We start from the raw sequence: 26,145 nt of genomic DNA, 5'->3' as shown, positions 1-26,145 counted from the left end.
TGCAGGGGTCAGCAGGCGTCGTCGATGGCTTTGATGGCCGCCGTCACGCCTGACAGCGAGTAGCGGTCGTTGGTGAGGGTGCCTCGGCCTGACGTGCCGGTAATCCGCAGCGCGTTGCCACGCTTCATTGCGGCAATAAGGCGTGCTTCACCGGCGCGGTCCTGCACCCATGCGCCGCCATCATTGTTGGCGTCGTTCTGGGTAAACATGGTGAAGTTGGTGCCGTCCACATTGGCGGTGGCAGTTGAGTCCTTGCGGTAGGGGTAGCCCGATACCACGCTGAACTCGTTTTTGACGTTGCGGCCCGGCCAGTTAGCGACCATGACGTAAATCGGCCCACGCCGCACATTTTTGGGTTCAGTGTCCTGAGGGCTGCTCAGGGCATAGCAGATTGTGTTGGTGCCTGCGGTCACTTTAAAGGCCCGCCAGTCTGTGAACGTGCCAAGGGGCACGGGGTCTGCGGCAAATGCGGCTGTCGCCGGCAGCATAAGGAGTGCTGCAAACAGCGCTGCGATCAGGTTGTTGAGGGTGGTCAAATATGCGGGGCGGGTCATGCGCGGCAGGATCCTTTTAAGCTGGCAGGTCGTGTGAAGGGCCATGTGCCCCCTTCATATCGCTGTTCAGCGCTGAATGTCACCTGTACGAAGGCCAGAGTGCAAAAACCGGCGCTGTTTGATGCGACACTAAAACCGGCGTGTGTGGCGTTGCGTTGGCGGGGTGTGTGGCGTTGAATGGCGCAAATGTGCAAAGGGAACGTGGCGTTTTCGTGTCGCGGGCACCCTTGAGGGAAATGGAAAACGCAGGCCGTGGCACCGCCAACACCAGATCGGGCAACAGTGCGCTCAACCAGCTATGACCGCGAGGCCATGGCGGATTGCATGGAGGCTGTGGCCGCGCGGCAGGACAAGGCGGCGTTTGCCACCCTGTTTGATTATTTTGCGCCGCGCCTCAAAGGCTATTTGATGAAGCTGGGCGCGGGGGAGGCACTGGCTGAGGAATTGGCGCAGGAGGTGATGATTACCCTGTGGCGCAAGGCCGGGCAGTTTGACCGGCGGCAATCATCGGTCTCCACGTGGCTTTACACCATTGCGCGCAACCGGCGTATTGATGTGCTGCGGCGCGAGAAGTTTCCCAACTATGACCCCGAAGACCCGCTGCTTTTACCCTCAGAAGCCGAGCAACCGGATGACGCCGTTGCCGCCGGGGAGCGCGAAGTGAAAGTGCGCGCGGCGCTTGAGACCCTTCCCGATGAACAGGCAGAACTCATAAAGCTTGCGTTCTTCAAAGGCTGGTCGCACAGCGAGATCGCGGAAAAACAAAACTTGCCTCTGGGCACCGTCAAATCCAGATTACGGCTTGCGTTTCGCAAACTGAAAACAGGCCTCGAAGGAACTGTCTGAGTGATGACATCAGAGCACACAGATTTGACAGCCATTACCGATGACGCGCCCGTCCGCCGCTTTGGTGAGGAAGTGCTGATGGACTACGTCACCGGCACACTGGATGAGGCAACGGCGCTGATGGTGGCGGCGCATCTGGATCTGTGTCCTGCATCGCGCGGCATTGTGGACATGATGACCGAGGTCGGTGGTACTGTTTTGGCGGATGCGCAGCCGGTTGCCCTGGGGGCGGGTGCGCTGGAGAGCGTTCTGGCGATGCTTGACGACACACCTCAGGAGACAGGCGCGCAGGTTCACGACCCCGACCTTGCTTTGCTTCCCGCAGAGGTGCGCGACCGTGCGCAGGCGCAACTCGCCGGCAATGCCAAATGGTCGTTTGTGACACCTGGTGTGCGGGCGCTTGATCTGGGCTTTGCCCGCCCGGTGGCCGCGGATGGCGCGAGTGTGGGCGAGGTGAAGCTATACCGGATTGAGCCGGGTAAAGGCGTGCCCACTCACACCCACAAGGGTCAGGAAGTGACGCTGGTTCTCACGGGGGCCTTTGCTGACGGGCATGACCGCTATGGGCCGGGTGATATTTCCGTGGCGTCGCCAGATGTCACGCACCGGCCGGTCGCGGAAAAAGACGCTGTATGTTTCGCGCTGGCTATCACGGACGCTCCCTTGCAGCTGACCGGGGCGCTCGGACTCGTGCAGCGCGCTCTCTCTGTGTCCGGGGGGGCTGGTGGGACGGGGGGCGCTGCTCACTAGCAGGCGTTTTCATGCGGCTGGCTGCATAGCTGGCGGCGTAGGCTTCATCCGGTGCGTTGCCGGTTTCAGGCATACCGATGGATGAGACCGGGCGTGGCGGATAGTTGCCCAGCGTCTTGATACGGTCATACATGACAATGGCTCCGGCCATGGCAATGTTGACGCAAAAAGCCGTCGGTATCCGGACGAAACTGGTGCAGCGGTCGCGCATTTCAGGCGATAGTGAGCCTGCTTCGGGCCCCAGCACGTAGGCCGCTCGTTTGGGGTGGTGGAATGAGGGCAGGTCAACCGCCTCGTCCAGAAGTTCAATGCCTACAAGCTCGCAGCCGCCGGGCATCTGCATGTCGTCGATGCTCTCCCAACCATAATAGGGAATGTGCTCGCCTGCCTTCGAGGTGTCGGATTGTGCGCCCCTGAGCCTGTAATGAGCATCCACCGTGAAAAAGAAACTGGCCCCAAAAGCGTGGGCCGAGCGCACGAGATTACCCAAATTTCCGGGCTTTGAGATGCGTTCGGCACCGATGGCGAAGTAGCCGCGGGGCCTGGTTGTGGTGATATTGCCGCTCATATGCTCTTTGGTATGGCCTGTAAAAAAATGCCGACGTTAACGCTCGGCGCGGAATTGGCTTCACATCCGCCTCACGGCGATGTGCACTGTGAATAACCACTTTATGCCCCATATTGGCGCAAGGGCTACTGCCGGGCGACCCTTTATGATGCCGGGCTTGAGGATCGGACGCGTTAATGACGGATATGGGCTTGCCACGAGGTAAAGCGGCAAAGATCTCTGCTTGCCTGTCGATCCGGTGGCTGACTGTTTTTCCCGCAGCGGTGCTCCTGATCGCGTTGGCGGGCATTGCCGGTGCCTCAGCCGATGTGGTTGCGCCACCGCGTGTGGCCGTTTCTGAAACCGGCACGCTGCGGGTAGTCATTGACGGTACCGAACCGGGTACGGGTACCGTGCGTGTCAATCTGTATGCCTCGGCGGGCAGCTTTTTGCGCGTTGAGGATGCGCAGGCCAAAGTCGAGGTCGGTGAGGACGGTACGCCTGAGGTGACGTTTGAAAGCCTGTCCGCAGGTCGCTATGCGGTGGTCGCCTATCATGACCTCAACGGCAACGCCGAACTTGATCGCGGCTTTTTGGGCGTTCCGCTGGAGCCTTTGGGTTTCTCAAATGACGCGCTGCCCGTGCTTTCGGCCCCAGCGTTCGCGGATGCCGCCTTCATGAACAGCGACGGCGATGACGAGATCCGCATCATCCTGCGCTATCTGGGTGGCGGACGTCCGGCGGGATCCTAGCCGGATTTTGGCACAGCATCTGCTATCAGCGTCGCCGAGGTGGCAATGTTGATGAGCATACCGCCTGCCAGTTGTGCCAGCGTACGGATGTCATCAGCTTTCATGGCAGGTGCATGGCCTTTGATGCAGGTCGTCAGCACCTCGTCCATATCTTCAACAAATCCGTGTACGGCCTTTTCTGTTTGGTTGTTCCCTGCTGCATTTCGGGACGGGCATGGATCTGTTCGGGATGCGGCTGGAAGAGCTTGCGCACAAATCGCTGATGCACATCCTTGAAACCCATCCGCATGACGGGTTCAGGTCATGTTCCGGCCCGTGCCAGAAGCATCGCGCGGATACCAAGCCTGACAGTCACATTGCCGGGCCTGTCGGTATCGGGCTGATTGACATGATCCGCGAAGCCTGACCTCCTGACCGGCTCAGCCTTGGCGGCCTGCAATCCGCTTATGCTGCATTTTTGCCTTCTGCCTTCGGCATCATGTCTTTGCGGCGTCATGTCTTTGGCGTTGACTGTGTCTACATGGTACATCCCGTGTCGAAGATGCACGCAGGTGCAGTCGCCCAAAAACAACTTAAGGGAGCAAGGCCATGAAGGCTGTTTTGTGTAAGGAATACGGACCGCCGGAAACGCTGGTTCTCGAAGAGGTTGCCTCGCCGGAGCCGGGGGAAGGTCAGGTGCGCATCGCGGTGAAGGCTGCTGCTGTCAACTTCCCTGACGTGCTCATCATCGAGAACAAATATCAGTTCAAGCCGCCGCTGCCGTTTTCGCCCGGAGGCGAAGTGTCCGGCGTTGTGGATAAGGTCGGCCCCGGCGTCAAGACGCTGAAGGTTGGTGATCGGGTCATCGGCTCGTGCGGCTGGGGCGGGTTTGCTGAAGAGATTGTGCTTGAAGAAGCGCGCTGCACGCCGTTTCCCGACGAAATGGATTTCGTTTCGGCGTCCGCCTTCCTGATGACCTATGGCACGTCGCATCATGCGCTCAAGGACCGGGCCATGATCAAGCCCGGCGAAACGCTGCTGGTGCTGGGTGCGGCCGGTGGTGTGGGTCTTGCCGCTGTTGAGCTTGGCAAGGCCATGGGTGCGCGGGTGATTGCTGCGGCGTCTTCGGAAGACAAGGTGCAGGTTGCCAGGGATCATGGGGCCGATGACGGCTTTGTCTATCCTACCGGCGCGCTTGATCGCGACCAGCAAAAAGCGCTGTCGGAAAAAATCAAGGAGCTGACGGGCGGACAGGGGGCTGACGTTGTCTATGACCCTGTGGGGGGTGACTATTCCGAGCCCGCCATTCGCGCCACAAACTGGGAAGGGCGTTTTCTGGTTGTCGGCTTTGCCTCCGGACCCATTCCCAAGGTGCCGCTCAATCTGGCGCTGCTCAAGGGTTGCCAGATTGTGGGTGTGTTCTGGGGTGCGTTTACGGCGCGCGAGCCTGAGCGCAACAAGCAAAACCTTGCCGAGCTGATGGACTGGTTCAAGGCCGGCAAGATCAAGCCGCATGTTTCCAAGACCTATGCCCTGTCGGATGCAGCGTCCGCGCTCAACGATATGGCGGCACGCAAAGTGAAGGGCAAGATCGTTCTTGTCACGGACTAGAGACATACTGAACAGGCTTGAGGACCGCGATGCGCGGGGCTGGCGGCGCGGCGCAATCCGCGTCGCCGCCATCGTGTCGGCGGTGGTTCTCGCGCTGTTTGGTTTTCTGGTTTATGTGCTGCTGGCCTCCGGCGAGGCTGACTATTGGGCAGGCGATATAGCGGCGTTTGAGCGCGCTGATATTTCAAACCCGCCTGCCAAAGGCGCAATCGTTTTTGCCGGGGGCGGCATGTTTCGCCACTGGGACGAAATGCGCGAGGATCTGGCGCAGGCACTGGCGCCGCTTCCGGTCATCAATCGCGGCTTTGGCGGGGCACATGTGGCGCATGTCACGGCATTCGCCCCGCGCATCATTTTTCCCTATGAGCCCGCAGCAGTGGTGATTTCGGCGGGCGGCGACGATCTGGCGGATGTGGGCGGCAAACCGCCCGACCAGGTGGAAGCCGACATGGCAGAGCTGGTCGCGGTGCTGCGTCATGAGGTGACCGGCGCGCAGTCTGAACCGCAGGTTTACATTCTTTCGATCACGCCCGCCCCCATGCGGGCGGCGCGCTGGCCAGTGTTCAGGCAGGCCAATGCGCAACTGCGTGCGCTGGCGCAGGCAACGCCCGGCGTCCACTTCATCGATCTGACGCCGCTGCTGATCAGCAGTGATAATCGCATCAACAATGATCTTTACCGCTGGGACGGTCTGACGTTCAACGAAGCGGGGTATGACGCGATCGGGCGTTCGATCCGTCAGCGGTTGCTGGTTGACCTGGGCGACCGCTTCCGTGCTGCGCCACCAACGGTCACCGACCCGTTTGCCCAGCCAGCCCCTGCTCCGTAGTCTGCGATCGCGAAAAAAATGACTCCGAGTCATCTTGTGGCTGCGGGTATCCGCACCTAGATTGCGGGTTCACAAACTTTCAGGAACATGTGCGTGACAGACGGCCCTCCTCAAACGGTCCTGCAAGCGCGGCGCGCGCGCGCGGCTGCCTACTGGCTGACGCTGGCCCCCAACACCCGGGGGGCGCTGTGGCTGCTGCTGTCGATGCTGGCGTTCACCGTCATGGCGGTGCTGACCAAGTTTCTGGGCACGCGGCTGGACTCCATGCAGGTGGCGTTCTTCCGGCTGTTTTTTGCGACCGCCTTCATCATGCCGTGGCTCATTCGTGATGGCGGGTTCATTCCCGTGCACACCCGACTTATGACGTTGCGCGGCATCATCGGCGGCGGTGCGATGATCTGCATGGTCTATGCGTTCATTCATCTGCCGCTGGCAGACGCGCAGGCCATTCAGTTTGCGCAGGCGCTGTTCATGGTGCCGCTGGCAATCGTGTTCCTGCGTGAGGTGCCGGGCTGGCGGCGTATCACGGCGGTAGTTGTCGGCTTTGTCGGCGTGCTGGTGATGCTGCGGCCCACGGGCTCAGTTGAGCCTGCGGCCTTTGTGGCGCTGTTCGGCGCGCTGCTGATCGCGGGTGCGGCCATTTTGGTGAAGCTTGTGTCGGATAAAGACAGCCCGCTGACCATGATGCTGTTTTCCGGTGTGTTCGGCTGCGCCATGACAATTGTGCCTATGGTGCTCAACTGGGTTGATCCGACAACGGATGAATGGTTGCTGTTGCTGGGCATGGGCATTGTTGGCGCGATTGCGCATAACTGCTTTTTGCGTGCCTACCGTGTGGGCGAAGCAACGGCAATGGCACCGATTGATTATACGCGGCTGCTGTTTGCAGGCGTTGCCGGGTTCTTGTTTTTCGGCACGGTACCGGATGTTTATACGATTGCGGGCGCTGTCATTATTGCGGGCACCAGTCTGTACATTGCGCGACGTGAAGCGGTGGTGGCCAAGGCCAGGGCTGCGGCAAAAAAAGACGCATGACCGTTCAACAGCAAAAGGCGCGGGCCTCTGCATACTGGTTCGCTCTTGCACCCAATGTGCGCGGCGCATTGTGGCTGTTGCTGTCGGCCACACTGTTTACGGTGATGGCGGTGCTGGCCAAGACGCTGGGCGGGCGCCTCGACAGTTTTCAGGTTGCGTTCTTCCGGCTGCTGTTCGGGCTTGTTGTTATCATGCCGTTTTTGATCCGTGGTGGTGCGGCCATGTTCAAGACGCATTATCCGGTGTTGCAGCTTGTGCGTGGCGTTGTCGGCTCGTCGGCCATGCTGTGTGGCTTTTACGCGCTCATTCACCTGCCGTTGGCGGATGCGCTGGCCTATAATTTTACCAAGGCGCTTTTTGTTGTGCCGCTTGCCTATTTCATTTTGTCGGAGCCCGCGGGCCCGCGCCGCATCGGTGCTGTGCTGGTGGGGTTTTTGGGCGTGCTCGTGATGCTGCGGCCAACAGTCGAGATTGATCCGGCGGCACTTGTGGCGCTGGGTGGCGCGTTACTGGTAGCGATGGCGACCATTCTGGTGAAGATCGTTGCCAAAGACGCGCCGGTGACACTGATGTTTTATACAGGCGTTGTGGGTACCTGTGTTGCGGCCATTCCCGCGTGGCTGGTGTGGCAGCAACCAACCTGGAACGAACTGGGGCTGTTGATGCTTATGGGGGCCGCAGGCGCAGGCGCGCATAATTGTTTTATTCGCGGTTACCGCGAGGGTGAGGCCACCGCCATTGTGCCGTTTGATTATTCGCGGCTGGTGTTTGCGGGGATTGCGGGCTTTGTGATTTTTGGCGATGTGCCGGACTGGCTGACCATTGCGGGTGCCGTCATCATCGTAGCCACCACGCTCTATATTGCGCGGCGGGAGGCTATTGAGGCAAAGGCGCTGAGGGGTGCAGGTAAGGGGCCATAAAACCAGCTAAGCCTGCCTGGTTGGCTCAGGCATCTTCAAAATCGCCCTGCCGCAAAGTGCGTCTGGCGCGGGTGCGGTGGTGATCCTTGATGTGGCTGCCGACAATGGCGATCGCTGTGGTGAGCACAGTTGCATCATCAGTGAAGCCGAAGGCGGCAATCACGTCCGGCACAAGGTCTGTGGGCACAATGAAATAGGTGATAGCGGCAAACAGCGTTGCCCGCACGCGCATGGGGGTGCCGGGGTCTATGGCGCAGTAGTAGGCCGCGGTTGCGTCTTCTGCGAAGGGGATTTTGCCGGCGACGCGGGCGAGCTTGCGCCAGAAACCCTTGCGGGCCACGCGCTCGTTGCGCTGCGCAACCACCGGCAACTGAATGCGCGGGTCTTCGATGAGCGCTGCTGCCTCATCATCTGTGGAGTTGCCGGTCATAGGTTTCTTTGCATCTGTGTCACTTCCAGATGGGGTGTTGAGATGCGCCCTGCAAGTTGTGATGTCGATGCGCCCAAGGTTCCCCTACGTCAAAAGCGGGGCCACTTTAAGGCGCGCATGTGCTTGTGACACCGGCTGTTCTTCGTGGTACACCCGCGCGCAATCACGGGCGCTCAGACGCTGCACAAAACATCACTTCAGGACGTAAACAAGGGAGGCTTTTCATGAAGCTCGACAGTTCAATTTCAGCCGTCATCACCGGCGGCGCATCCGGTCTTGGCGAGGCAACCGCCCGTATGCTGGCTGGAAAAGGCGTCAAGGTAGCGCTGCTTGATCTCAACGCTGAAAAAGGCGAAGCGCTGGCCAAGGAGCTTGGCGGCGTGTTTGCAGAATGCAACGTGACCGACGAAGCAGCGGTTGACGCAGCCTTTGCGAAGGCGCGTGACGCCATTGGCCAGGAGCGCATTCTGGTAAACTGCGCAGGCACCGGCAACGCAATTAAGACCGCCAGCCGCGACCGCGAAACAGGCGAGATCAAAGCCTTCCCCACCAATCTTTTTGACCTGATTATCCAGATCAACCTGGTTGGTACGTTCCGGTGCATCGCCAAGTCGGCAGCCGGCATGATGACGCTTGATCCGCTGGAAGGCGGTGATCGTGGTGCGATCATCAACACGGCTTCCGTTGCCGCGCAGGACGGCCAGATCGGCCAGGCGGCGTATTCAGCGTCCAAGGCAGGCGTTGTTGGCATGACCTTGCCCATCGCGCGTGATTTGAGCCGCGAAGCCATCCGCATCAACACCATTCTGCCAGGTATCTTTGATACGCCGCTGCTGGCTGGTGCGCCTGAAAAGGTGCGGCAGGCACTTGGCGCGCAGGTTCCGTTCCCGGCACGTCTGGGTGCACCTGACGAATATGCCCATCTTGCAACAACCATGATCGAGAACGGCTACTTCAACGGTGAAAGCGTGCGCCTTGACGGTGCCATCCGCATGGCACCGCGGTAGGCCGCACGGCTGTTCCACATGCAAGGGTCGTCCGGACATTCCGGGCGGCCCTTTTTGTTTTGGCCCTACTAAAAACGTAAGTGCATCGCGCAGCGTTTGCCCCTACATACACCGCACAACACTTTTCGGGAGGATATACTCATGCTTGGATACGCATCTGTCGGCACCAATGATTTGCCAAAGGCGCTTGCCTATTACGACGCGCTGCTCGCAGACATTGGCGGCAAGACCCTGATGGAAGACGAAGGCCGTATGCGCATATATGGCGGTGGTGCCGGGGCCATGGTGATGGTCACAAAGCCGCATGACGGCAAGGCTGCAACTATCGGTAACGGCAGCATGTTGGCGCTGGCTGCGGGCAGCCGCGATGCCGTTGATGCCATGCACGCCAAAGCACTGTCATTGGGCAGTGCGGACGAAGGCGCGCCGGGTGATCGGGGCAACGGTTTTTACGGTGCCTATTTCCGTGATCTCGACGGCAACAAGATCTGCGCATTCCACATGGGCTAGGCTCAGACCTGATCCGGAATGAAAAGGCCGCTCCTCACGGGGCGGCCTTTTTGCTGCTTACTCCGCAGCGAGGGGAAGCGGCAAAGCACCGGGGGCGCCACCGCCGCCCTGGGTGTCTGCCAGCTTTGCGCGCATACGTTCAATCACGCTGGCCGCCACAAAAAGTTCTTCCTTTGAAAAATCCTTGCCCAGTGCGTCGGCTAGTTCGCCCAGACTTGCGTTCATGCGGGCATAGGCGTCCAGCCCCTTAGGGGTTGCCTCGATAAGCTGCGAGCGGCGATGGGCGGGGTTGGCGACAAACTGGATAAGTCCGTCGGCCGCCATTTCGTTGGCCAGCTTTTGAATGTGCTGGCGCGAGACGGGCCGTGCGCGGGCAAGCTGCGGCACTGTTTGGGGCCCCTGGGTGATGACCGAGTTCAGGATGCCCCATGCGCCGCCGCGCTGGGCGTTCTCGGTGCCCAGATTCTGGCTTTGCGCCTGCAAACGGAAATACAGCCACGGCACGCTGTTCATTACGGCCAGCGACAGATCGCGACGGCCCATATTTTTGGCGGGGGACGCGGCCTTCACCAGCTTTTTGGAGCCTTTTGCGGTTTTCTTCTTGTCGCCGTCGCCCTTTGCCAAGTGCCATTCTCCCCCAGTACCCCGTGCGGACTTTTGCCTAAGCGGGGGATCGTACTCCGGTGCGGGCTGCACTTGAAGGGCAAATACCCGCGCTGACAATTTGGCCGGTGACGCAGCTAATCAGGCCGCGAAGCGCTCCATTGCTTTTGCCAGCTCAATGTCTTTGTCGCTCAGTCCGTCCGCATCATGCGTGGTGAGCGTCACATCCACCTTGTTATAGACATTGAACCATTCGGGATGGTGGTCCATGGCTTCTGCCTTGAGGGCAGCACGGGCCATGAAGGCGAAGGCCTCGCTGAAGTCCTTGAACCGGAACTCCCGGCGGATGGCGTCGCGGTCGTCCACTTCGCTCCAGCCGGTGAGTGTGGCAAGGGCTTTGGTGCGGGCGTCGCCGGTCAGTTTTGCGGTCATGGCGGGTCTCCTGTCTGGGGGCTTGATGGGTTGCTTGTGACATTTGACCCGCTTGGCGTCAGGATCAACCCCGGCCATGATTGCGGCATGACCACACCTGACTGGACACAGGCGCGCGCACCGGGCCTTGACGACATAACGATGTTGGCGCGTGAAGCCTTTGAGGCGCTGCCCGACACGTTTCGCTCGCTGTGCAGTGACGTGGTGATCCGCGTTGAGGATTTTCCCGATGCGGACGTGATGCGCGACATGGAGCTTGAAAGCCCGTTCGACCTGATGGGGCTGTATGTGGGCGGCATGTCGCCTTACCGTGCCACCGGCGACATGGGGGGTGATGTGACGATGGTGTTTTTGTATCGCCGCGCGATGCTGGACTACTGGGCCGAATATGACGAGACGCTGGGGCATCTTGTGCGCCATGTTCTGGTGCATGAGCTTGGGCATCATATGGGCCTGTCAGACGACGACATGCACATGCTGGAAGAGACCGCCGACTCTGTGTGATGGGACTAGCCCGCGATCAGCCGATAGCTTTGTTCGAGATGATAGATCGAGCCTGTGTGGCTCAGCTCGCTTGAATACAGACCGAAGCTGTCCACCGTAAACGGGTTGGCGCGGTAGAGGCTGTGGGTTTGCACAAACTCCTGCACTTTTGGTAGCGGCGCGTAGCGCATGCGGGCCAGCGTGACGTGCGGTGTGAATTTTCGTGTGTCGGGCGCAAGGCCGATTTGCTGGCAGGCGCGGTCTATCTTTTTGTGAAGGGCGACAAGACGCTCGTTGGGGGCGACGGCGGCAAAGATCGAGTGAGGCTGCTCGCCGCCGAACTGGCCCATGCCGTTGAGGGTGATGTCGAAGGGTTTTGCTGAGATTGCCGACATGGCCGACGCCACGTCTTCGGCCATGTGCGGGTTCACGTCGCCGATGAAGCGCAACGTGATGTGCATGTTTTCAACAGGCACCCACCGCGCGCCGGGCACACCGCCCGCCAGCATCGCAAGGTCAACGCTGGTAGCATGGGGAATGGCGATGGCAGCGAACAGTCGGATCATCGTGCAGGCTTACCCCAATCGCTGTTCTGTCGGAAGGGCACCTTGGGTTCTTCGGCTAAGGGTTCTTGAAGGTGGGAGTGTGTGGCTCTGGGCCCCGCGGTCGAGCCGCGGGGAAGCACAGAACAAAAGAACCCTTGCCTCCCCGCGGCTTGACCGCGGGGCCCAGGGCGGCCGGACTGCAACCCTGGCGTTCCGGCCGCCTTAAAGTGTGCCGTTACGGGCAGGGGTTGGGCTGCTCCAGGTGTGCGGCTTCGATCTCGGCCAGCAGCTCGTCACTCATGGTGAGGTCCACGCTGTCGATGTCGGTCTTGAGTTGCTCCATGGTGGTGGCGCCAATGATGTTGGACGTCACAAACGGCTTGAGCGTCACGTATTGCAGGGCCATCTGCGACGGGTCGATGCCGTGCTTTTCGGCGATTTTGAAATAGCTTTCCATGGCGCGATCAGCAGCAGGCGTTTCGTAGCGCTGCAGGCGGTTGAACAGTTCGCGGCGGGAGCCCTTGGGGTTGGCACCGTTGCGGTATTTGCCGGAGAGGTAGCCCTGCGCCAGTGGCGAATAGGCCAGCAGACCTACTTTTTCGCGGTGGGCAATTTCAGAGCCGCCCTGCTCAAACGTGCGGTTCAGAAGGTTGTAGGCATTTTGAATGGACTGCATCCGCGGCAGGTTGCGTTCTTCTGCATACTGAAGAAACTTCATGGTGCCCCAAGGCGTTTCGTTGGAGAGGCCCACGTGGCGCACCTTGCCGGCCTTAACCAGCTTGCCGAGTGTTTCCAGAATGTCGTCCAGCGGCGTGCCGGCCTTGTCGATGTGGGTGTAGCCAAGGCCGCCGAACAGGTTGATGGGGCGGTCAGGCCAGTGCAGTTGATAGAGGTCGATATAGTCTGTCTGCAGACGTTTCAGGCTCTTGTTGACAGCTTCCTCAATCTGCTCAGCGGTGTGGTCGGTCTGCTCGTGCTTGTCGCGCAGCCAGTGGAACGGGGCACGGCCTGCCACCTTGGTAGCCAGAATGACCTTGTCGCGGTTGCCGCGGGCCTTGAACCAGGTGCCGATGATGGTTTCCGTCGAGCCCTGGGTTTCAGGCTTGGGCGGCACCGCATACATTTCAGCGGTGTCGAAAAAATTGATGCCGCGCTCCAGCGCATAGTCCATTTGTTCATGGCCTTGCGCTTCAGTGTTCTGTTCACCCCAGGTCATGGTGCCCAGGCAGATTGATGACACCTTGAGGTCGGTTGTTCCCAGCGGGCGATAGTCCATAGCCATGTACTGCTTCCTTTAGCGCGATCGTCAAATTGCAAATGTGTGTGTGAATGCGGGTAAGCGCGCTGCTCCGTGTCCCCTTACCTGGAGCGCGCGTTGGCGGGAATGTTCAGGACGGCGTATCGTTGCGGGCGTGCTCCACAAGCTGCACGGCATAAGGCGTGATTGCCTCCACAATCACCTGCACACCCTCAGCATTGGGGTGAATGCCGTCTGCCTGATTGAGCGACGCTTCGGCGGCCACCCCTTCAAGAAAGAACGGATAAAACAACACGCCGTACTGCGCTGCAAGGTCTGGATAGATCGAGGCAAACTCCTCACCATATTCCTCGCCCAGATTAGGCGGTGCCAACATGCCTGTCAGCAGCACTGGCAGGCCGCGCGCTGTGAGGGCTTCGAGTATGGCTGTCAGGTTCTCGCGGGTTTGTTGGGGCTCAAAGCCACGTAGGGCGTCGTTGGAGCCAAGCTCGACAATGACTGCGTCCACATCCTCGTTCAGCGACCAGTCGAGGCGGGCGAGGCCACCGGCAGACGTGTCGCCGGAAACGCCTGCATTCTCCACGATGGCGTTAAGCCCTTGGTCTTCCAGCGCTTTTTGCAATTGCGGTACAAAGCCCTGCGTCTGTTCGAGGCCATATCCGGCGGTGAGGCTGGTGCCCAGGGCCACCACCTTTATGGGTTCCGGCGCGGCGGTTTCTTCGGCTCCAGCCGGGCTGATCAGGCCCATGCTGATGATCCACAGGGCGGTGAGCAGCGTAGAAAAGACAATGAAACGCGGGGTTTGCGAGGCAAGGGCCGACGGTTTCACCGCTGCCTGACCGTTAGTCATATGGTTGTATCGAGGGGGCGAACTGCCATATGCAGTGCCACTCATCGTCCTGTCGCTCGCGGGCTCACCCCACGACTGGCCAAATATCCGGAAGTTTTTTGTGACCCAAGCACCTGCAGGCAAGTCCATATCTGATCCGATCATATCGTTGAGCGACGTTCATCTTACGCTGCCGAGCACCGCAGGCCCGGTTCACATTCTACGTGGCATCGGCCTTGATGTATCACAAGGCAAGGCTGCGGGCCTTGTGGGGCCGTCGGGTTCGGGCAAATCCACGCTGTTGATGGTGCTGGCGGGGCTGGAAAAGCCGACGTCGGGCAGCATCAAAGTGGCCAATCGTGAACTGACACAGATGAACGAGGACCAACTGGCGCTGTTTCGACGCGACAACGTAGGTATCGTGTTTCAGTCTTTCCATCTGGTACCGACCATGACGGCGCTGGAAAATGTTGCCATTCCGCTTGAGTTTGCCGGGCGTGCGGATGCGTTTGATGTGGCGGCGGAAGAATTGAAGGCGGTGGGCCTTGCGCACCGGCTTGACCATTATCCCGGTCAGTTGTCCGGCGGCGAACAGCAGCGCGTGGCGCTGGCGCGTGCCGTAGCACCGGATCCGGCCATTTTGCTGGCGGACGAACCCACCGGTAATCTGGATGGTACAACGGGTGATGCGATCATTGATTTGATGTTTGACCTGCATTCGCGGCGCGACACCACGCTGGTGCTGATTACCCACGACATGCATCTGGCTGAACTGTGCGACGACGTGGTGCATCTGCGCGACGGGCTGGTGGAAAAAACCACCAAAGGCACGCGTGACAAAACTGAGCTGCTTGCAGGGGCCGCCCAGTGAGCGAGCTTGCTGAAACCCGATCAACACTTGCACGCTCCGCAGCGGGACCATCGCCCAGCAGGTTGCCGCTGCCCCTGCGGATTGCCTCGCGCGAGTTGCGCGCGGGCCTCAAGGGTTTTCGGATTTTTCTGGCGTGTCTGACGCTGGGCGTTGCGGCTATTGCGTCGGTCGGTTCGGTGTCGTCGGCGCTGATGCGCGGGCTTGCCGAGGAAGGCCAGACAATTCTGGGCGGGGACGTCGGCTTTGAGATTGTGCACCGCCAGACCAACGCAGAAGAACGCGCATGGCTTGATGCTGTTGTGGCGCGCGGCGGTGCGCTCTCCAAAACCGCAGACATGCGCGCCATGGGGCGGGCCGTCAAAAACACGCAGCGCACGCTGGTTGAGCTAAAGGCGGTGGATGATGCCTATCCGCTCTATGGCGAGGTGACACTCGCCACCGGGCAGTCACTGGATGAGGCGCTGGCGCGTGGTCCTGATGGCGCGTTTGGCGCGGTGGTTGAGCCGGTACTGCTTGAGCGCCTGGAGCTTGAGGCCGGTGATGAACTGACCGTCGGTACACAGACGTTTGTTATCCGCTCTGCTATCGACAACGAGCCTGACCGTGTGGCTGGTGGCTTTGCGCTTGGTCCCCGCGTGATGATTTCAGACGAGGCACTGGCTGAAACCGGCCTTGTGACCGTCGGCAGTCTGGTGGACTACGAATACCGGTTGCGGTTGCCGCCGGGCGAACAAACCAACGAAGCGGTGGTGCAGTTTGTGGAGGACACAAAAGCCGCACTGCCTGAGTCAGGTTGGCGCATTCGTGATCGTTCCAACTCGGCACCGGGCATTCGCCGCACGGTGGGGCAGGTTGCTTTGTTTTTGACGCTCGTTGGCCTGACAGCGCTCATTGTCGGCGGTGTTGGCGTGGGCAATGCGATCAAGAGCTACATCGACAAGAAACGCGAAGTCATTGCGACCTTCAAATGTCTGGGTGCACCGGGCGGGCTGATTTTCCAGATTTATTTTTTGCAAGTCATGGCGATTGCGCTGGTGGGGGTGGCGTTCGGTCTGGCGATCGGAGCCGTGGTGCCGATGATTGCGCAGGCGTCGCTGGCTGAGTTGCTGCCGGTGCCCACTGAGTTTGCCGTCCATTGGGGGCCGCTGGTGCTCGCGGCCGTTTACGGCATCGTCACAGCCATTGCGTTTGCCGTGTGGCCTTTGGCGCGGGCGCGCGATATTCCCGCTGCTGGTTTGTTCCGCGATATTGTTGCGCCCGCCAGCCGTTGGCCGCGCCCGTTCTATGTGGTGCTGACGCTGGGCGCGCTGGCCATGCTGGCGGTACTGGCTGTTGCGCTGACCGAAGACTATCAGCGCATGTTTGCGGTGTGGTTTCTGGTCGGCACGGCGCTGAGTTTTGGTGTGCTGCTGCTGACGGCGGAAGCGTTGATGTGGGCGGCGAAAAAAGTCGGGCGGCCCAAAATGCCGTCGCTGCGCATTGCGCTTGCCAACCTTTATCGGCCCGGCGCGCCCACATCTTCCGTGGTGCTGTCGCTTGGTCTGGGGCTGACGCTGCTGGTGTCGATCTCGCTGATTGACGGCAACATTACCCGGCAGGTGGCGACGCAGCTTCCAGAGCGCGCGCCGTCGTTCTTTTTCCTGGATCTGCAAAAGGGTCAGGTTGCGGGCTTCAACGATATTCTGGATCGCACACAGGGCGTTACAAACGTCAATCAGGTGGCAATGATCCGTGGACCGATTACTGCGGTGAACGGGGTCAGCGCCAACGACGTTGAGGCGACGCCGGACACGCGATGGGCGCTGCGTGGCGACCGTGGCTTCACGTATTCAGCAGCGCTACCTGCCGGTTCTGAAATAACCGCAGGCGAGTGGTGGCCTGAAGATTATACGGGGCCCCCACTTGTGTCGTTCACCCGCGACCTTGCTGAAGGATGGGGCATCGGCATTGGCGATACGCTGACCATTGATGTTCTGGGGCGCGAGATCACCGCTGAAATTGCATCATTGCGCGACGTGACATGGCAGACCGGCGGCATCAATTTCATTTTGGTGTTTTCGCCCGGCGTTCTCGACAATGCGCCGCAAACGATTTTGTCCACGGTGACCATGGAAGAACAAGGCGAACTGGCGCTGCAGCGCGAGGTGACGGATGCGTTTCCCAACGTCACGTCCATCCGCATGAAGGAAGCCATCAGCTCCATTTCAGCGTTGCTGGAAGATCTGGTGCTGGCGGTGCGCGCCACGAGCATTGTCACCATCATTGCGGGCATTCTGGTGCTTGCGGGGGCCATGGCCGCCGGTCACAGGCACCGGGTGTATGACTCGGTCGTGCTCAAGGTGTTGGGCGCTACGCGCGCCCGTGTGCTGGGGGCGTATGCGCTGGAATATGCTCTGCTTGGGTTCGGCACCGCAGTGATTGCGGCGAGTGCGGGCACGCTGGCGGCTTATCTGGTTATTACGCAGGTGATGCAGGCGGAATGGATTTTCCTGCCGGTGACACTGGGCGTGACGGTTATCGGGGCCACGGTCATCACCATGGGCTTTGGCCTTGTGGGCACATGGTCAGCACTCAGCCGCAAGGCCGCGCCGATTTTGCGCTCCGAGTAGATGTCGCAGTGTTAGCGCCAAATACCGTGTCACCCCGGACCTGATCCGGGGTCCAGAGTGGTTTGCTGATGCATTGCCGTGTGTCTTAACCGTGCGGCGGAATCGAATACGTCACGGTGGCGTGCGCCACCAGATCCGTTTCGCCTTCACTCGTAATCGCTACTTCCCCGACGGCCAGACGCTTGCCCAGTTTCAGCAGTCGGCACGTCGCCACCGTGGCGCGCGGCTCCGGCTTGCGCATGAAGTTGATGGTGAGGTTTGTGGTGACGGCCAGCGCCACCGGGCCGATGCGTGACAATACGGCGGCGTACATGGTGGCGTCGGCAAGGCCCATAAGCGTGGGGCCTGAGACCGTGCCGCCGGGGCGTAGCTGAGCCTCATTGAACGGCAGGCGGCAGATCACGCCGGTGTGCGTTGCCTCAACAACCCTGGTGCCGCCGTCACCGCCCCAATGCGGGAATGCGCCGTCCAAAAACGTGTTGAGAGTAACCACATCCATTTTAAGTGTTTGAAGTGTCAACGAAAATGCCCTCTGAGGTGTCCGATTGGCCTTGAATACGGCGCAATTCCAACCGATATTATGTGCTGATAATTCCCTGATCCCTAGGTAGAGGACCAAACACATCATGGCTGACTACGATAGCGAAGTTCTTCGTAGCCGAGGCGCGACGGCAGCCCACGCTGCTGACATCGACGCCGGCCTGCGCAGCTACATGCTGCGGGTTTACAACTATATGGCCGGTGGCGTGCTGCTGTCTGCTGTCGTGGCCTATTTCGCCGCGGCAAGCGGGCTGTACATGTCCATTGCGCAGACACCGCTGATCTGGGTGGTGATGCTTGCTCCGCTCGGCATGGTGTTCTTTTTGTCGTTCCGCATTCACAAGATGAGTGTCGGCACGGCGCAGATTTCCTTCTGGGCCTTTGCGGCCCTCATGGGCCTGTCGCTCTCCTACATTCTGCTGGCGTTCACTGGCGCAAGCGTTGTGCAGGTCTTCCTGATCACGTCAGCCATGTTCGGTTCGCTCAGCCTGTGGGGCTACACAACCAAGCGCGACATCTCCGGCTGGGGCTCGTTCCTGTTCATGGGCCTGATCGGCATCATCATCGCGATGATCGTGAACATTTTCCTCGCCTCATCGGCGCTTCAGTTCGCCATCTCGGTGATTGGTGTGCTCGTGTTCGCAGGCCTTACCGCCTATGACACCCAGCAGATCAAAGAGATGTATGACGTCAATGACGACGGCACTGTCTCAGGCCGCAAGGCCATCATGGGTGCCCTGCGGCTGTACCTCGACTTCATCAATCTGTTCATTATGCTGATGCAGTTGTTTGGAAACCGCGAATAGCGCTTGCCGCTAACGGCAAACAGATCAACCCCCGGATGCATTGCGCGTCCGGGGGTTTTTTTGTGCGGCCATCTGCCTTGTGCCGGGTGGCGTTGGGGGTAAGCTGATGGCCTGAGCCACAACAAAAAGCAGGCCCCATGGAAGCGCTCGCCGGACTTTTCATTGTTTTTGTGTTCGCCCGGCTGGTGGGTGAAGGGGCTGAGCGGTTTGGTCAGCCCGCCGCTGTGGGCGAATTGCTGGCCGGCATCGTTCTGGGCATCACGCTGGTGTATCTGGGCAGTGCCGTGCCGCTGCTGCCTGATCTTTTTCACACCGAGATGATTGAGATGGTGGCGCAGGCCGGCATCTTCTTTTTGTTGCTGTCGGCAGGTATCGACATGCAGCCGCGCTCCATTGCATCGCACAGTTCGGTATCGTTCGTAGTGGCGGCGGGCGGTGCGCTGGTGCCGCTGGGGGCGGGCACATGGCTGGCATGGGAGTTTCTGCCGCCGTCAGACATGCGCGGTGTGCAGGCGGGCTTTGTGGGCGTGGCGCTGGCGATTACCGCCATTCCCACCACGGTGCGGGTGCTTGCGGAACTGGGCCTGCTGAACACCCGTGTCGGGCAGACGATGGTGGCTGCCGCGATATTTGACGATGTGATCGGGCTGATGCTGCTGGCGATCATCACGGCCCTGATTGAGGGCGGGCACATGCCATCGATCGGCGAACTGGCGTTGATGCTGGTTAAGGCGGGCGCGTTTTTTCTCATCACCGGGCTTATCGGGGTGCACATCTATCCCCGGCTGTCGCGCTACATGCAGGTGCTGAAAATCGCCTCGGCGGAGTTTGCGATTGTCATGGCGGTGGCGCTGGCCTACGGCGTGCTCGCTGAGGTCCTGGGTATGCACTGGATCGTCGGGGTATTCATGGCGGGGCTGTTTTTTGAGCCAAGCCGCGTCGGCCCGCGCCATTACAACGAGATGCGGCTGGTGGTCGGCGGCATCACGGCCGGTTTCTTCGGGCCGGTATTTTTCGCGTCCATCGGCCTGGCCGTGGACCTCACTGCCATCACCCACGCGCCGGTGTTTTTGGTAGCGCTGATAGCGCTTGCCATCGCGGGCAAGTTGCTGGGCGCAGGCGTGCCGGCACGGCTGGCGGGTTTTTCCACCCGTGAGGCGTCCGCCATCGGTTTTGGCATGAGTTCGCGCGGCGCGGTGGAACTGGTGGTGATTGCCATTGCCGTTGAAAGCGGGCTGTTTTTGTTTGGTGCCGACGACCCGATCGTGCAGGCGCTGCCGTCTGCGCTGGTGCTGATGGCAATCGTCACAACGCTTGTGGCCCCGCTGGCGCTGAGCGCGTTGCTGGGCTCTAAACGTCGGTAACGAGCGAAAGCTGCTTGGGCTCAAGCACTTTCAATACCTGCTTCAGCTCGTGGCCGCGCTTCAAAATCAGGCCGGAGGCTGCAATCACCGCGTAGGCCCCCTGACGGTTACGCAGTTTGGGGCGTTTTTCGATGCGATACAGCGGTATTTCGCTGGTGCGGCGATAGACCGAGAAAACCGCCACATCCTTGAGGCCGCTCATGGCATAGTCGCGCCAGTCGCCTGCGGCCACGCGTCTGCCGTATATGTTGAGGATCGCGTCAAGCTCGCGCCGGTCCCAGAAAACGGTTTTCGGTGCGTTGGGCTTGCGGGTGGTTTGCGGCTGCTGTGTGGAGACAACAGTGAGGTGTGTTGGCTGGCTCATTGCCTGCCATTGTTTATGTCTGAGGCGCGGTGCGCAAGCCCGCTGGCAGCGGTGCCGGGGCGTTAACTATTCGTGGCCGGTCTGCGAGGGTGGCCGACCTCGCAAACCCGTGATGCGATTTCACAAAATGGCCCCAATTCAGCCGTTGGCGTGCCCCAAACCGTACCCATATTTCAACTGTCGAAAGGCGGCCCGGACGTTAACGTTTGTTCCGGCATCCCCAAGCCCCCCAGCCCCCCGTCGGGGCAAGCGTGTCAGGGCCGCTCAATTGACACCCCCGCAGGTTTCCCGCGTATCCAACGATGGGCCCTTGCGGGGGCCCCTTTTTGCGGTGCCGGGCCGACACGTCCTTCTTGCGTCGTCGCGCTCCTGATCCTCCCCCATCCCCCCCCTTTGAGGGCGCGATGGGAGCGTCATGATCCTTCTCACCTGAAGGATGTGTCGCCCGGCCCGCCTTTCCTTTTTTACAAGCCTGAATGTGCGGCTGTGGACCCACGATCAAGTCCGGGATGGCACTGTGCTTGCCTGATCGACGGCACGCTATATGTGCATCCCGGACCTGATCCGGGGTCCCGGGCAGCATGTGCATGCGGTGCTGCGCGTGGCCGGTCACGCTTTGGGCATAATTCTTTCGCAAAAGTCACTTGCACCCGTGCGGTTGCATTTTCTATTCACTGAAGGCCTATTCACCCACGCCCGTTTTACGGGGCCGCTCCTGTTTGTCGGGGGCATCAATCATGACCTTGCGGGCATCGACATCCGCAGGGCGCAGCGCCGGGAGAGACAGTCAGCGGTATGAGTGCTCACGACCCGATGATTGAAATTGAGGGGCTGACCAAACGGTTCGGGCCGTTTGTCGCCGTTGATAATGTGAGTTTCACCGTGCCCAAGGGGCAGGTGCTGGGCTTTCTTGGCCCCAACGGCGCGGGCAAATCCACCTCGATGAAAATGATTACCGGCTTCTTGTCGATGACGGCCGGCCGGGTGAGCGTGTGTGGTCACGACGTGGAAACGGACGCCATGGCGGCGCAAAAGCGCATGGGCTATCTGCCTGAAGGCGCGCCGGCCTATGGCGAGATGTCGCCGATCGATTTTTTGCGGTTTGTCTGTGATGTGCGCGGCATTCGCGGCGCGCAGGCCGCCAACGCCATTGGCCTTGCGGTTGCCCGTACCACGCTTGCGCCGGTGCTGGACCAGCCGATTGAAACGCTCTCCAAGGGTTTCAAGCGCCGCGTCGGCCTTGCCCAGGCGATTTTGCATGACCCGGATGTGCTCATCATGGATGAGCCGACGGATGGTCTGGACCCCAACCAGAAACACCAGGTGCGGTTGCTGATCCAGGAAATGGCGCGGGACAAGGCCATCATTATCTCCACGCACATTCTTGAAGAAGTGGAAGCCGTATGCGACCGCGCGCTTATCATTGATCGCGGGCGCATTGTTGCCGACGGCACGCCTGCTCAGCTTATGGGTCGCTCGCGCTGGCATGATGCGGTAACGCTCACGGCAGAGTTCTCAACGCCTGATGATGCGGCAGCCGCTGAGACGGCCCTGCGCGGTGTTGCGGGTGCTGCAAGCGTGGAGCGCAGTGAAGTGAACGGTGTGTCATACAGTTTCACGGTTTTTGCAGGGCCCCGCGATGCCAACCAGATGCCGCTGGCGGAAGCTGTTGCGGTGCTGGCACGCGAAAAAGGCTGGCAGGTGTCGTCGTTGTACGCTGAAAAAGGCCGTCTTGATGAAGTGTTCCGTATGCTGACGCATTCAGATGCGCCTGACGCTGAGCGTCCTGACCTCATTCAGCATGAGGCGATCAGCGCATGAGCCAGATGTACGCCATTTTCAGGCGCGAGCTTGGGTCGTTCTTCGCAACGCCGCTGGCCTATGTGTTCATTGTCATTTTTTTGCTGGCCACAGGTGCCTTCACTTTCTATCTCGGCCAGTGGTACGAGGCGGGCGAAGCCAGCCTGCGCGGCTTTTTCGGGTTTCACCCGTGGCTGTATCTGTTTTTGATCCCGGCCATTTCCATGCGCATGTGGGCGGAAGAGCGCAAGAGCGGCACCATGGAGTTGTTGCTCACACTGCCGGCCCCGTTCTGGGCGAGTGTCGTTGGCAAATACCTTGCAGCATGGGCGTTTGCGGCCATTGCGCTGTTCCTGACATTCCCGATCTGGATCACCGTCAATTATCTGGGCGAGCCGGACAACGGTGTTATTCTGGCGAGCTATATCGGCAGCTTATTGATGGCGGGCGGCTATCTGGCCATTGGCTCGTGCATGTCGGCAGTTACCACCAATCAGGTGATTGCCTTCGTGCTGTCAGTGGTTGTGTGTTTCCTGTTCACACTGTCGGGTCTGCCGCTGGTGCTTGATTTCTTTTCGGGCTGGGTGCCGCAGGCGGTGCTCAACACCATCGCGTCATTCAGTTTCGTCACGCATTTTGATGCGATCATGGATGGGGTGATTGATCTGCGCGATCTCATCTACTTTGCGTCGCTGATTGCTGTGTGGCTGGTGGCGACGGCCATCACCATTGACCTCAAGCGGGCGGGGTAACGGCATGACCTCTCAATCAGCCAACAAGCCCAGGATCAGCCGTCCGGTTTACGCGGTAGCTGTGCTGGTGCTCAGCGCCGTCCTGTTTGTGGCGCTCAACACGTTTTCCAATGTGGGTCTGCAAAACGCGCGGCTAGACCTGACCGACCGCAGCCTGTTCACGCTGTCTGACGGCACCCGCAATATTGTGCAGGGGTTGCGCGAACCGATCACGCTCAAGTTCTACTATTCCGAAGATGTTGTGACGGAAATACCGGCGTTGCGGGCACATGCCCAGCGGGCGCGGGATCTGTTGCAGGAGATTGCCGCAGCATCCGGCGGCAATGTGCGCGTTGAAGAAATCAACCCGCAGTCGTTTTCCGCGCAGGAAGATCAGGCGACCGATGCGGGGCTGACCGGCGTTCCGCTGCGTTCCGGCGACAAGGTGTTTTTGGGCGTTGTCGGCACAAATACCGTGGACGGGCGTGAGGCGATCGGTTTTCTGGCGCCAGAGCGCGCTACCTATATGGAATATGATCTGGCGCGGCTGATATTCTCGCTGGCGACACCTGAAAAACCCATTCTGGGCGTCGTCTCCAACCTGCCGCTTGATACGGGCGCGGGCGGGCTGTTGCTGGCGATGGAAGGCCGGTCGGAGCCGTTCATGATCTACCAGGAGCTCAAGAACTCATTTGAAGTCGAGTTTCTGGAGCAGGATTTTGATCGCATCGCCAACGAAATAAAGGTTCTGGCGCTGGTTCACCCCAGGGAACTGAGTCCGCAGACGCTGTATGCCATTGACCAGTTCGTGATGCGCGGCGGGCGGGTGATTGCATTCATTGATCCGCATTCGGAAGTCAGTCTTACGGCCGGCCCGGCCGGCAAGCCGGTGCAGGGCTATACGGAAGCATCCAATTTGCCGCTGCTGATGCAAAGCTGGGGCGTTGAGATGAACCCGGACGAAGTGCTGGCGGACCGTTTGCGTGCGCAGCGCGTTGCAGCCGGTGCCAGCCAGCGCCGTCAGTTGACTGATTATGTGCTGTGGCAACGGCTTGTCAGCGAAGATTTTGATACGGATGATCCGATCACGGCACCGCTTGATGCGCTGCATATCGGCTCAGCCGGTGTGCTGCGGCCAACAGATGATGCCACCACCACCTTCACGCCGATTGTCACCTCAACGCAGGACGCAATGCTTATCGACCTTGAGCGGGTCAAGTCAGCGCCGACACCGGACGCGCTGTTGCGGGCGTTTGATCCGGCGGGCGAGTTTTTCACGGTGGCCGCGCGCATTTCAGGCCCGGTCAAAACCGCATTTCCTGAGGGGCGGCCGTTGGCGGACGATGAGGACGAAGCGCCGATTGCCGTGCGCTCCTCAGCGCATCTGCTGAAAACCATCGACGATGCAAACATCGTGGTGTTCGCCGACAGTGACCTGTTCGATGACCGCTTCTGGGTGCAGGTGCAAAACTTTCTGGGGGACCGTATTGCGGTGCCCACCGCAGACAATGCGGCGTTTGTGGTGAATGCGGTTGAAAACCTGATGGGCTCCAACGATCTCATTTCGCTGCGTGGCCGCGAGCCGGCGGATCGTCCGTTTACGGTGGTTGAAGACATTCGCCGCGATGCGGAGGCCCGCTTTCTGGCGGAAGAACAACGCCTGCAGGCCCGCATTGAAGAAACCGAGGCGCGACTGGCTGAGCTGCGTGCCGAGTTGCCGGACGGCACCGGCATGTCGGCGCTTGTGACGGATGTGCAGGAAGCGGAAATGCAGAGTCTGCAACGCGAACTGGCGGAAGGTCGCCGGGCATTGCGCGATGTGCAGGGTGATCTGCGCCGCGATGTGGATGCGCTGGGCGCGCGTGTAGCCTTTATCAACATGGCGCTGGTGCCGTTGCTGGTGGGTGGCGTTTGGCTGGTGCTGGCATTGTCGCAGCGGCGGCGACGGCGGGCGCGGGCGGAAGCGGCCGGGCGCGCGGTGACACACACGGGAGCAGCATCATGAGGGACGTTCTGCTTCGGCGCGGACCAGCACGCACGCTGGCGTTGTTGGGCGTTGTCACGCTGCTGATGGTGGCGCTGGCGGTTTTCGCCGTCTCCATGCAGCGGCGTGCGCTCACCTCCGATTTCGAGCCACGGCTGATGTTTCCCGAGCTTGGCGGGCAGGTGAACGAGGTTAGCAAAATCGAGATCGTGTCACGGCTGAGCCAGGTAACAGTCGAGCGCGATCAACAAGCAACCGACAGTGATGTGGCCGTATGGCGGCTACTGGAAAAGGGCGGGCATCCGGTACGTGCTGAGATGGTGAAGCGCACAGCGGTGGGGCTCGCCGATCTTGAACTGATCGAACAGCGCACGGCCCAGCCTGAGTGGCATCAGCATATCAACCTCACGAACCCGGCCGACAAAGGCACCGGCGTTCGGGTGACGCTGTTTGGTGCCGACGGTGACGAAGTGGCATCGCTGATTGTGGGAAAACTTGAAGGCACCGCCGATATTGATGGCGAGGGCACGATTTATGTGCGGCGAACGGCTGAGGATCAGTCCTACGTGGCGCGCGGCTCTTTCAACCTCGAGCAAAACGCGGCCGCGTGGCTTGATACCGGGGTGATTGATCTGGCGGCGGGGCGGGTGGCCCGTGTGGAGGTGTCGCCGCCCGAAGGTGAGACTTACGTGGTTGAACGGGTTGCTGCCACCAGCGCTGAAACGCCGACATACCAGATCAGCAATCTGGCGGATGACCTGCAGCCGGTCACAGACTATGCGATCAATGGTATTGGCAATGCGCTGGTCAATCTTCAGTTCACGGATGTTCAGCCGATTGGAGATGTCGAGTTTGATGCGCCGACGCGCACGGTGTTCAGCACGGATGACGGGCTTCGTATCACGGTTGAGGCACAGCGCCTGTCCGGCGGATATTTCGCGGTTCTGAGTGCAGGTGCTGCGGTGGATGCAGACGAAGCAGTCAGGCGCGAAGCGGCTGTGCTGGGTGCCCGGCTTGCGCCTTATGCCTATGGGCTTTCAACACCCAAGGGTGCTGATCTCACCCGCAGCTTTGATACGCTGACGGAACCAAAATCCGCAGACGGGGCTGTGGTTGATCTTGAGGCTTTGGAAGATGCTGCTCGCGCTGAGTAGCG

The 26,145-nt window shown here is 60.3% G+C and carries 30 protein-coding genes; 19 read left to right on the top strand and 11 right to left on the bottom strand.

The genetic code is table 11. The annotated features are described in order from the left end of the window. Nucleotides 1–8: 8 nt before the first annotated feature. Nucleotides 9–554 carry an invasion associated locus B family protein gene (locus RIB87_RS05585; RefSeq protein ID WP_350144390.1) on the bottom strand — a complete coding sequence of 182 codons (546 nt, stop codon included), beginning with the start codon at nucleotides 552–554 and terminating at the stop codon, nucleotides 9–11. Nucleotides 555–806: 252 nt separating this feature from the next. Between RIB87_RS05585 and RIB87_RS05580 the strand changes: the two genes are divergently transcribed. Together RIB87_RS05580 and RIB87_RS05575 are read left to right on the top strand one after the other, a co-directional pair. Further along, complete coding sequence (locus RIB87_RS05580; RefSeq protein WP_350144388.1) at nucleotides 807–1,400, top strand: sigma-70 family RNA polymerase sigma factor; 594 nt, start codon at nucleotides 807–809, stop codon at nucleotides 1,398–1,400. A 3-nt stretch (nucleotides 1,401–1,403) separates the two neighbouring features. Beyond that, the gene (locus tag RIB87_RS05575; protein ID WP_350144386.1) at nucleotides 1,404–2,150 is read left to right on the top strand and encodes a ChrR family anti-sigma-E factor; all 747 of its coding nucleotides are present in this window, start codon (nucleotides 1,404–1,406) and stop codon (nucleotides 2,148–2,150) included. Here the strand turns inward: RIB87_RS05575 and RIB87_RS05570 are convergent. Further along, nucleotides 2,050–2,718 carry an RNA methyltransferase gene (locus tag RIB87_RS05570; RefSeq protein WP_350144384.1) on the bottom strand — a complete coding sequence of 223 codons (669 nt, stop codon included), beginning with the start codon at nucleotides 2,716–2,718 and terminating at the stop codon, nucleotides 2,050–2,052. The genes RIB87_RS05575 and RIB87_RS05570 overlap by 101 nt on opposite strands. A 191-nt stretch (nucleotides 2,719–2,909) precedes the next feature. On the opposite strand from RIB87_RS05570, the gene RIB87_RS05565 reads away from it, so the two are divergent. Continuing rightward, the gene (locus RIB87_RS05565; RefSeq protein ID WP_350144382.1) at nucleotides 2,910–3,449 is read left to right on the top strand and encodes a DUF2141 domain-containing protein; all 540 of its coding nucleotides are present in this window, start codon (nucleotides 2,910–2,912) and stop codon (nucleotides 3,447–3,449) included. On the opposite strand, the gene RIB87_RS05560 is transcribed toward RIB87_RS05565, so the two are convergent. Further along, complete coding sequence (locus tag RIB87_RS05560; protein ID WP_350144380.1) at nucleotides 3,446–3,598, bottom strand: hypothetical protein; 153 nt, start codon at nucleotides 3,596–3,598, stop codon at nucleotides 3,446–3,448. The two genes, RIB87_RS05565 and RIB87_RS05560, sit on opposite strands and share 4 nt — an antisense overlap. Before the next feature lie 65 nt (nucleotides 3,599–3,663). Between RIB87_RS05560 and RIB87_RS05555 the strand changes: the two genes are divergently transcribed. The 5 genes from RIB87_RS05555 to RIB87_RS05535 all read left to right on the top strand — a co-directional run bounded on the left by RIB87_RS05555 (nucleotide 3,664) and on the right by RIB87_RS05535 (nucleotide 7,823). Continuing rightward, nucleotides 3,664–3,855, top strand: a complete 192-nt coding sequence (locus RIB87_RS05555) for a hypothetical protein (protein WP_350144378.1) — start codon at nucleotides 3,664–3,666, stop codon at nucleotides 3,853–3,855. Nucleotides 3,856–4,037: 182 nt separating this feature from the next. Next, complete coding sequence (locus RIB87_RS05550; protein WP_350144376.1) at nucleotides 4,038–5,039, top strand: NADPH:quinone oxidoreductase family protein; 1,002 nt, start codon at nucleotides 4,038–4,040, stop codon at nucleotides 5,037–5,039. Beyond that, the gene (locus tag RIB87_RS05545; RefSeq protein ID WP_350144374.1) at nucleotides 5,026–5,868 is read left to right on the top strand and encodes a GDSL-type esterase/lipase family protein; all 843 of its coding nucleotides are present in this window, start codon (nucleotides 5,026–5,028) and stop codon (nucleotides 5,866–5,868) included. Before RIB87_RS05550 ends, RIB87_RS05545 begins: the two co-directional genes overlap by 14 nt. Before the next feature lie 93 nt (nucleotides 5,869–5,961). Beyond that, nucleotides 5,962–6,903 carry a DMT family transporter gene (locus tag RIB87_RS05540; RefSeq protein ID WP_350144372.1) on the top strand — a complete coding sequence of 314 codons (942 nt, stop codon included), beginning with the start codon at nucleotides 5,962–5,964 and terminating at the stop codon, nucleotides 6,901–6,903. Next, nucleotides 6,900–7,823: a DMT family transporter gene (locus RIB87_RS05535; protein WP_350144370.1), complete on the top strand. Its 924-nt coding sequence runs from the start codon at nucleotides 6,900–6,902 to the stop codon at nucleotides 7,821–7,823. The genes RIB87_RS05540 and RIB87_RS05535 overlap by 4 nt, the downstream gene beginning before the upstream one ends. Before the next feature lie 25 nt (nucleotides 7,824–7,848). On the opposite strand, the gene RIB87_RS05530 is transcribed toward RIB87_RS05535, so the two are convergent. After that, a complete protein-coding gene (locus tag RIB87_RS05530) occupies nucleotides 7,849–8,253 on the bottom strand; it encodes a YkvA family protein (RefSeq protein ID WP_350144368.1) in 405 nt (134 codons plus the stop codon). A 224-nt stretch (nucleotides 8,254–8,477) separates the two neighbouring features. Between RIB87_RS05530 and RIB87_RS05525 the strand changes: the two genes are divergently transcribed. Then, a complete protein-coding gene (locus tag RIB87_RS05525; RefSeq protein ID WP_350144366.1) occupies nucleotides 8,478–9,260 on the top strand; it encodes an SDR family NAD(P)-dependent oxidoreductase in 783 nt (260 codons plus the stop codon). Nucleotides 9,261–9,401: 141 nt separating this feature from the next. Beyond that, a complete protein-coding gene (locus tag RIB87_RS05520) occupies nucleotides 9,402–9,770 on the top strand; it encodes a VOC family protein (protein ID WP_350144364.1) in 369 nt (122 codons plus the stop codon). 57 nt (nucleotides 9,771–9,827) lie between these two features. Here RIB87_RS05520 and RIB87_RS05515 read toward each other — a convergent pair whose 3' ends face one another. Both RIB87_RS05515 and RIB87_RS05510 read right to left on the bottom strand, forming a co-directional pair. Next, nucleotides 9,828–10,394, bottom strand: a complete 567-nt coding sequence (locus RIB87_RS05515) for a MarR family winged helix-turn-helix transcriptional regulator (protein ID WP_350144362.1) — start codon at nucleotides 10,392–10,394, stop codon at nucleotides 9,828–9,830. A 120-nt stretch (nucleotides 10,395–10,514) separates the two neighbouring features. Next, nucleotides 10,515–10,805: a 4a-hydroxytetrahydrobiopterin dehydratase gene (locus RIB87_RS05510; RefSeq protein ID WP_350144360.1), complete on the bottom strand. Its 291-nt coding sequence runs from the start codon at nucleotides 10,803–10,805 to the stop codon at nucleotides 10,515–10,517. A gap of 87 nt (nucleotides 10,806–10,892) precedes the next feature. On the opposite strand from RIB87_RS05510, the gene RIB87_RS05505 reads away from it, so the two are divergent. Beyond that, on the top strand, nucleotides 10,893–11,309 hold the full coding sequence (locus tag RIB87_RS05505) for a metallopeptidase family protein (RefSeq protein ID WP_350144358.1): 417 nt from the start codon (nucleotides 10,893–10,895) through the stop codon (nucleotides 11,307–11,309). A 5-nt stretch (nucleotides 11,310–11,314) separates the two neighbouring features. Here RIB87_RS05505 and thpR read toward each other — a convergent pair whose 3' ends face one another. The 3 genes from thpR to RIB87_RS05490 form a co-directional block, all read right to left on the bottom strand. After that, nucleotides 11,315–11,854 (bottom strand): RNA 2',3'-cyclic phosphodiesterase, encoded by a 540-nt coding sequence (gene thpR, locus RIB87_RS05500; RefSeq protein WP_350144356.1) that lies wholly within the window; start codon nucleotides 11,852–11,854, stop codon nucleotides 11,315–11,317. Between the two features lie 214 nt (nucleotides 11,855–12,068). Next, complete coding sequence (locus tag RIB87_RS05495; protein ID WP_350145579.1) at nucleotides 12,069–13,109, bottom strand: NADP(H)-dependent aldo-keto reductase; 1,041 nt, start codon at nucleotides 13,107–13,109, stop codon at nucleotides 12,069–12,071. A 112-nt stretch (nucleotides 13,110–13,221) separates the two neighbouring features. Further along, nucleotides 13,222–13,839, bottom strand: a complete 618-nt coding sequence (locus RIB87_RS05490; protein ID WP_350145577.1) for an arylesterase — start codon at nucleotides 13,837–13,839, stop codon at nucleotides 13,222–13,224. 202 nt (nucleotides 13,840–14,041) lie between these two features. Between RIB87_RS05490 and RIB87_RS05485 the strand changes: the two genes are divergently transcribed. Together RIB87_RS05485 and RIB87_RS05480 are read left to right on the top strand one after the other, a co-directional pair. Then, the gene (locus RIB87_RS05485) at nucleotides 14,042–14,791 is read left to right on the top strand and encodes an ABC transporter ATP-binding protein (RefSeq protein WP_350144354.1); all 750 of its coding nucleotides are present in this window, start codon (nucleotides 14,042–14,044) and stop codon (nucleotides 14,789–14,791) included. Then, nucleotides 14,788–17,400 carry an ABC transporter permease gene (locus RIB87_RS05480; RefSeq protein WP_350144352.1) on the top strand — a complete coding sequence of 871 codons (2,613 nt, stop codon included), beginning with the start codon at nucleotides 14,788–14,790 and terminating at the stop codon, nucleotides 17,398–17,400. Before RIB87_RS05485 ends, RIB87_RS05480 begins: the two co-directional genes overlap by 4 nt. An 85-nt stretch (nucleotides 17,401–17,485) precedes the next feature. Here RIB87_RS05480 and RIB87_RS05475 read toward each other — a convergent pair whose 3' ends face one another. Beyond that, nucleotides 17,486–17,920, bottom strand: coding sequence for a PaaI family thioesterase (locus RIB87_RS05475; RefSeq protein WP_350144350.1), 435 nt, complete (start codon nucleotides 17,918–17,920; stop codon nucleotides 17,486–17,488). Nucleotides 17,921–18,026: 106 nt separating this feature from the next. Here RIB87_RS05475 and RIB87_RS05470 point away from each other — a divergent pair, with 106 nt between their 5' ends. Further along, nucleotides 18,027–18,746, top strand: a complete 720-nt coding sequence (locus RIB87_RS05470) for a Bax inhibitor-1/YccA family protein (protein WP_350144348.1) — start codon at nucleotides 18,027–18,029, stop codon at nucleotides 18,744–18,746. Nucleotides 18,747–18,883: 137 nt separating this feature from the next. Then, nucleotides 18,884–20,110, top strand: coding sequence for a cation:proton antiporter (locus tag RIB87_RS05465; protein WP_350144346.1), 1,227 nt, complete (start codon nucleotides 18,884–18,886; stop codon nucleotides 20,108–20,110). Here RIB87_RS05465 and RIB87_RS05460 read toward each other — a convergent pair. Further along, on the bottom strand, nucleotides 20,097–20,474 hold the full coding sequence (locus tag RIB87_RS05460) for a DUF2794 domain-containing protein (protein ID WP_350144344.1): 378 nt from the start codon (nucleotides 20,472–20,474) through the stop codon (nucleotides 20,097–20,099). The genes RIB87_RS05465 and RIB87_RS05460 overlap by 14 nt on opposite strands. Nucleotides 20,475–21,269: 795 nt before the next feature. Between RIB87_RS05460 and RIB87_RS05455 the strand changes: the two genes are divergently transcribed. Genes RIB87_RS05455 through RIB87_RS05440 form a run of 4 tightly spaced genes read left to right on the top strand, consistent with a single transcriptional unit; the run spans nucleotide 21,270 to nucleotide 26,143 of the window. Beyond that, nucleotides 21,270–22,295 carry an ABC transporter ATP-binding protein gene (locus RIB87_RS05455; RefSeq protein ID WP_350144341.1) on the top strand — a complete coding sequence of 342 codons (1,026 nt, stop codon included), beginning with the start codon at nucleotides 21,270–21,272 and terminating at the stop codon, nucleotides 22,293–22,295. Beyond that, nucleotides 22,292–23,026 (top strand): ABC transporter permease subunit, encoded by a 735-nt coding sequence (locus RIB87_RS05450; protein ID WP_350144339.1) that lies wholly within the window; start codon nucleotides 22,292–22,294, stop codon nucleotides 23,024–23,026. The genes RIB87_RS05455 and RIB87_RS05450 overlap by 4 nt, the downstream gene beginning before the upstream one ends. Before the next feature lie 4 nt (nucleotides 23,027–23,030). Then, entirely contained in the window at nucleotides 23,031–25,010 is a 1,980-nt protein-coding gene (locus tag RIB87_RS05445; RefSeq protein WP_350144337.1) for a Gldg family protein, read from the top strand. Further along, complete coding sequence (locus RIB87_RS05440; protein WP_350144335.1) at nucleotides 25,007–26,143, top strand: DUF4340 domain-containing protein; 1,137 nt, start codon at nucleotides 25,007–25,009, stop codon at nucleotides 26,141–26,143. Before RIB87_RS05445 ends, RIB87_RS05440 begins: the two co-directional genes overlap by 4 nt. The last annotated feature ends 2 nt before the right edge of the window (nucleotides 26,144–26,145 follow it).

Origin of the sequence: Pyruvatibacter sp., assembly GCF_040219635.1 — a bacterium.
Classification (GTDB): Bacteria; Pseudomonadota; Alphaproteobacteria; order CGMCC-115125; family CGMCC-115125; genus Pyruvatibacter.
The sequence above is the reverse complement of the archived record's forward strand: the minus strand, read 5'-3'. Positions and strand labels throughout refer to the sequence as shown.

Coding starts and splice junctions, on each gene's coding strand:
- RIB87_RS05460 (WP_350144344.1), bottom strand. CDS start 20,474: ATGAGCCAGCCAACACACCTCACTGTTGTCTCCACACAGCAGCCGCAA.
- RIB87_RS05550 (WP_350144376.1), top strand. CDS start 4,038: ATGAAGGCTGTTTTGTGTAAGGAATACGGACCGCCGGAAACGCTGGTT.
- RIB87_RS05585 (WP_350144390.1), bottom strand. CDS start 554: ATGACCCGCCCCGCATATTTGACCACCCTCAACAACCTGATCGCAGCG.
- RIB87_RS05555 (WP_350144378.1), top strand. CDS start 3,664: ATGGATCTGTTCGGGATGCGGCTGGAAGAGCTTGCGCACAAATCGCTG.
- RIB87_RS05495 (WP_350145579.1), bottom strand. CDS start 13,109: ATGGACTATCGCCCGCTGGGAACAACCGACCTCAAGGTGTCATCAATC.
- RIB87_RS05445 (WP_350144337.1), top strand. CDS start 23,031: ATGACCTCTCAATCAGCCAACAAGCCCAGGATCAGCCGTCCGGTTTAC.
- RIB87_RS05465 (WP_350144346.1), top strand. CDS start 18,884: ATGGAAGCGCTCGCCGGACTTTTCATTGTTTTTGTGTTCGCCCGGCTG.
- thpR (WP_350144356.1), bottom strand. CDS start 11,854: ATGATCCGACTGTTCGCTGCCATCGCCATTCCCCATGCTACCAGCGTT.
- RIB87_RS05570 (WP_350144384.1), bottom strand. CDS start 2,718: ATGAGCGGCAATATCACCACAACCAGGCCCCGCGGCTACTTCGCCATC.
- RIB87_RS05535 (WP_350144370.1), top strand. CDS start 6,900: ATGACCGTTCAACAGCAAAAGGCGCGGGCCTCTGCATACTGGTTCGCT.
- RIB87_RS05470 (WP_350144348.1), top strand. CDS start 18,027: ATGGCTGACTACGATAGCGAAGTTCTTCGTAGCCGAGGCGCGACGGCA.
- RIB87_RS05520 (WP_350144364.1), top strand. CDS start 9,402: ATGCTTGGATACGCATCTGTCGGCACCAATGATTTGCCAAAGGCGCTT.
- RIB87_RS05455 (WP_350144341.1), top strand. CDS start 21,270: ATGAGTGCTCACGACCCGATGATTGAAATTGAGGGGCTGACCAAACGG.
- RIB87_RS05560 (WP_350144380.1), bottom strand. CDS start 3,598: ATGGACGAGGTGCTGACGACCTGCATCAAAGGCCATGCACCTGCCATG.
- RIB87_RS05575 (WP_350144386.1), top strand. CDS start 1,404: ATGACATCAGAGCACACAGATTTGACAGCCATTACCGATGACGCGCCC.
- RIB87_RS05440 (WP_350144335.1), top strand. CDS start 25,007: ATGAGGGACGTTCTGCTTCGGCGCGGACCAGCACGCACGCTGGCGTTG.
- RIB87_RS05525 (WP_350144366.1), top strand. CDS start 8,478: ATGAAGCTCGACAGTTCAATTTCAGCCGTCATCACCGGCGGCGCATCC.
- RIB87_RS05490 (WP_350145577.1), bottom strand. CDS start 13,839: ATGGGCCTGATCAGCCCGGCTGGAGCCGAAGAAACCGCCGCGCCGGAA.
- RIB87_RS05510 (WP_350144360.1), bottom strand. CDS start 10,805: ATGACCGCAAAACTGACCGGCGACGCCCGCACCAAAGCCCTTGCCACA.
- RIB87_RS05450 (WP_350144339.1), top strand. CDS start 22,292: ATGAGCCAGATGTACGCCATTTTCAGGCGCGAGCTTGGGTCGTTCTTC.
- RIB87_RS05505 (WP_350144358.1), top strand. CDS start 10,893: ATGACCACACCTGACTGGACACAGGCGCGCGCACCGGGCCTTGACGAC.
- RIB87_RS05530 (WP_350144368.1), bottom strand. CDS start 8,253: ATGACCGGCAACTCCACAGATGATGAGGCAGCAGCGCTCATCGAAGAC.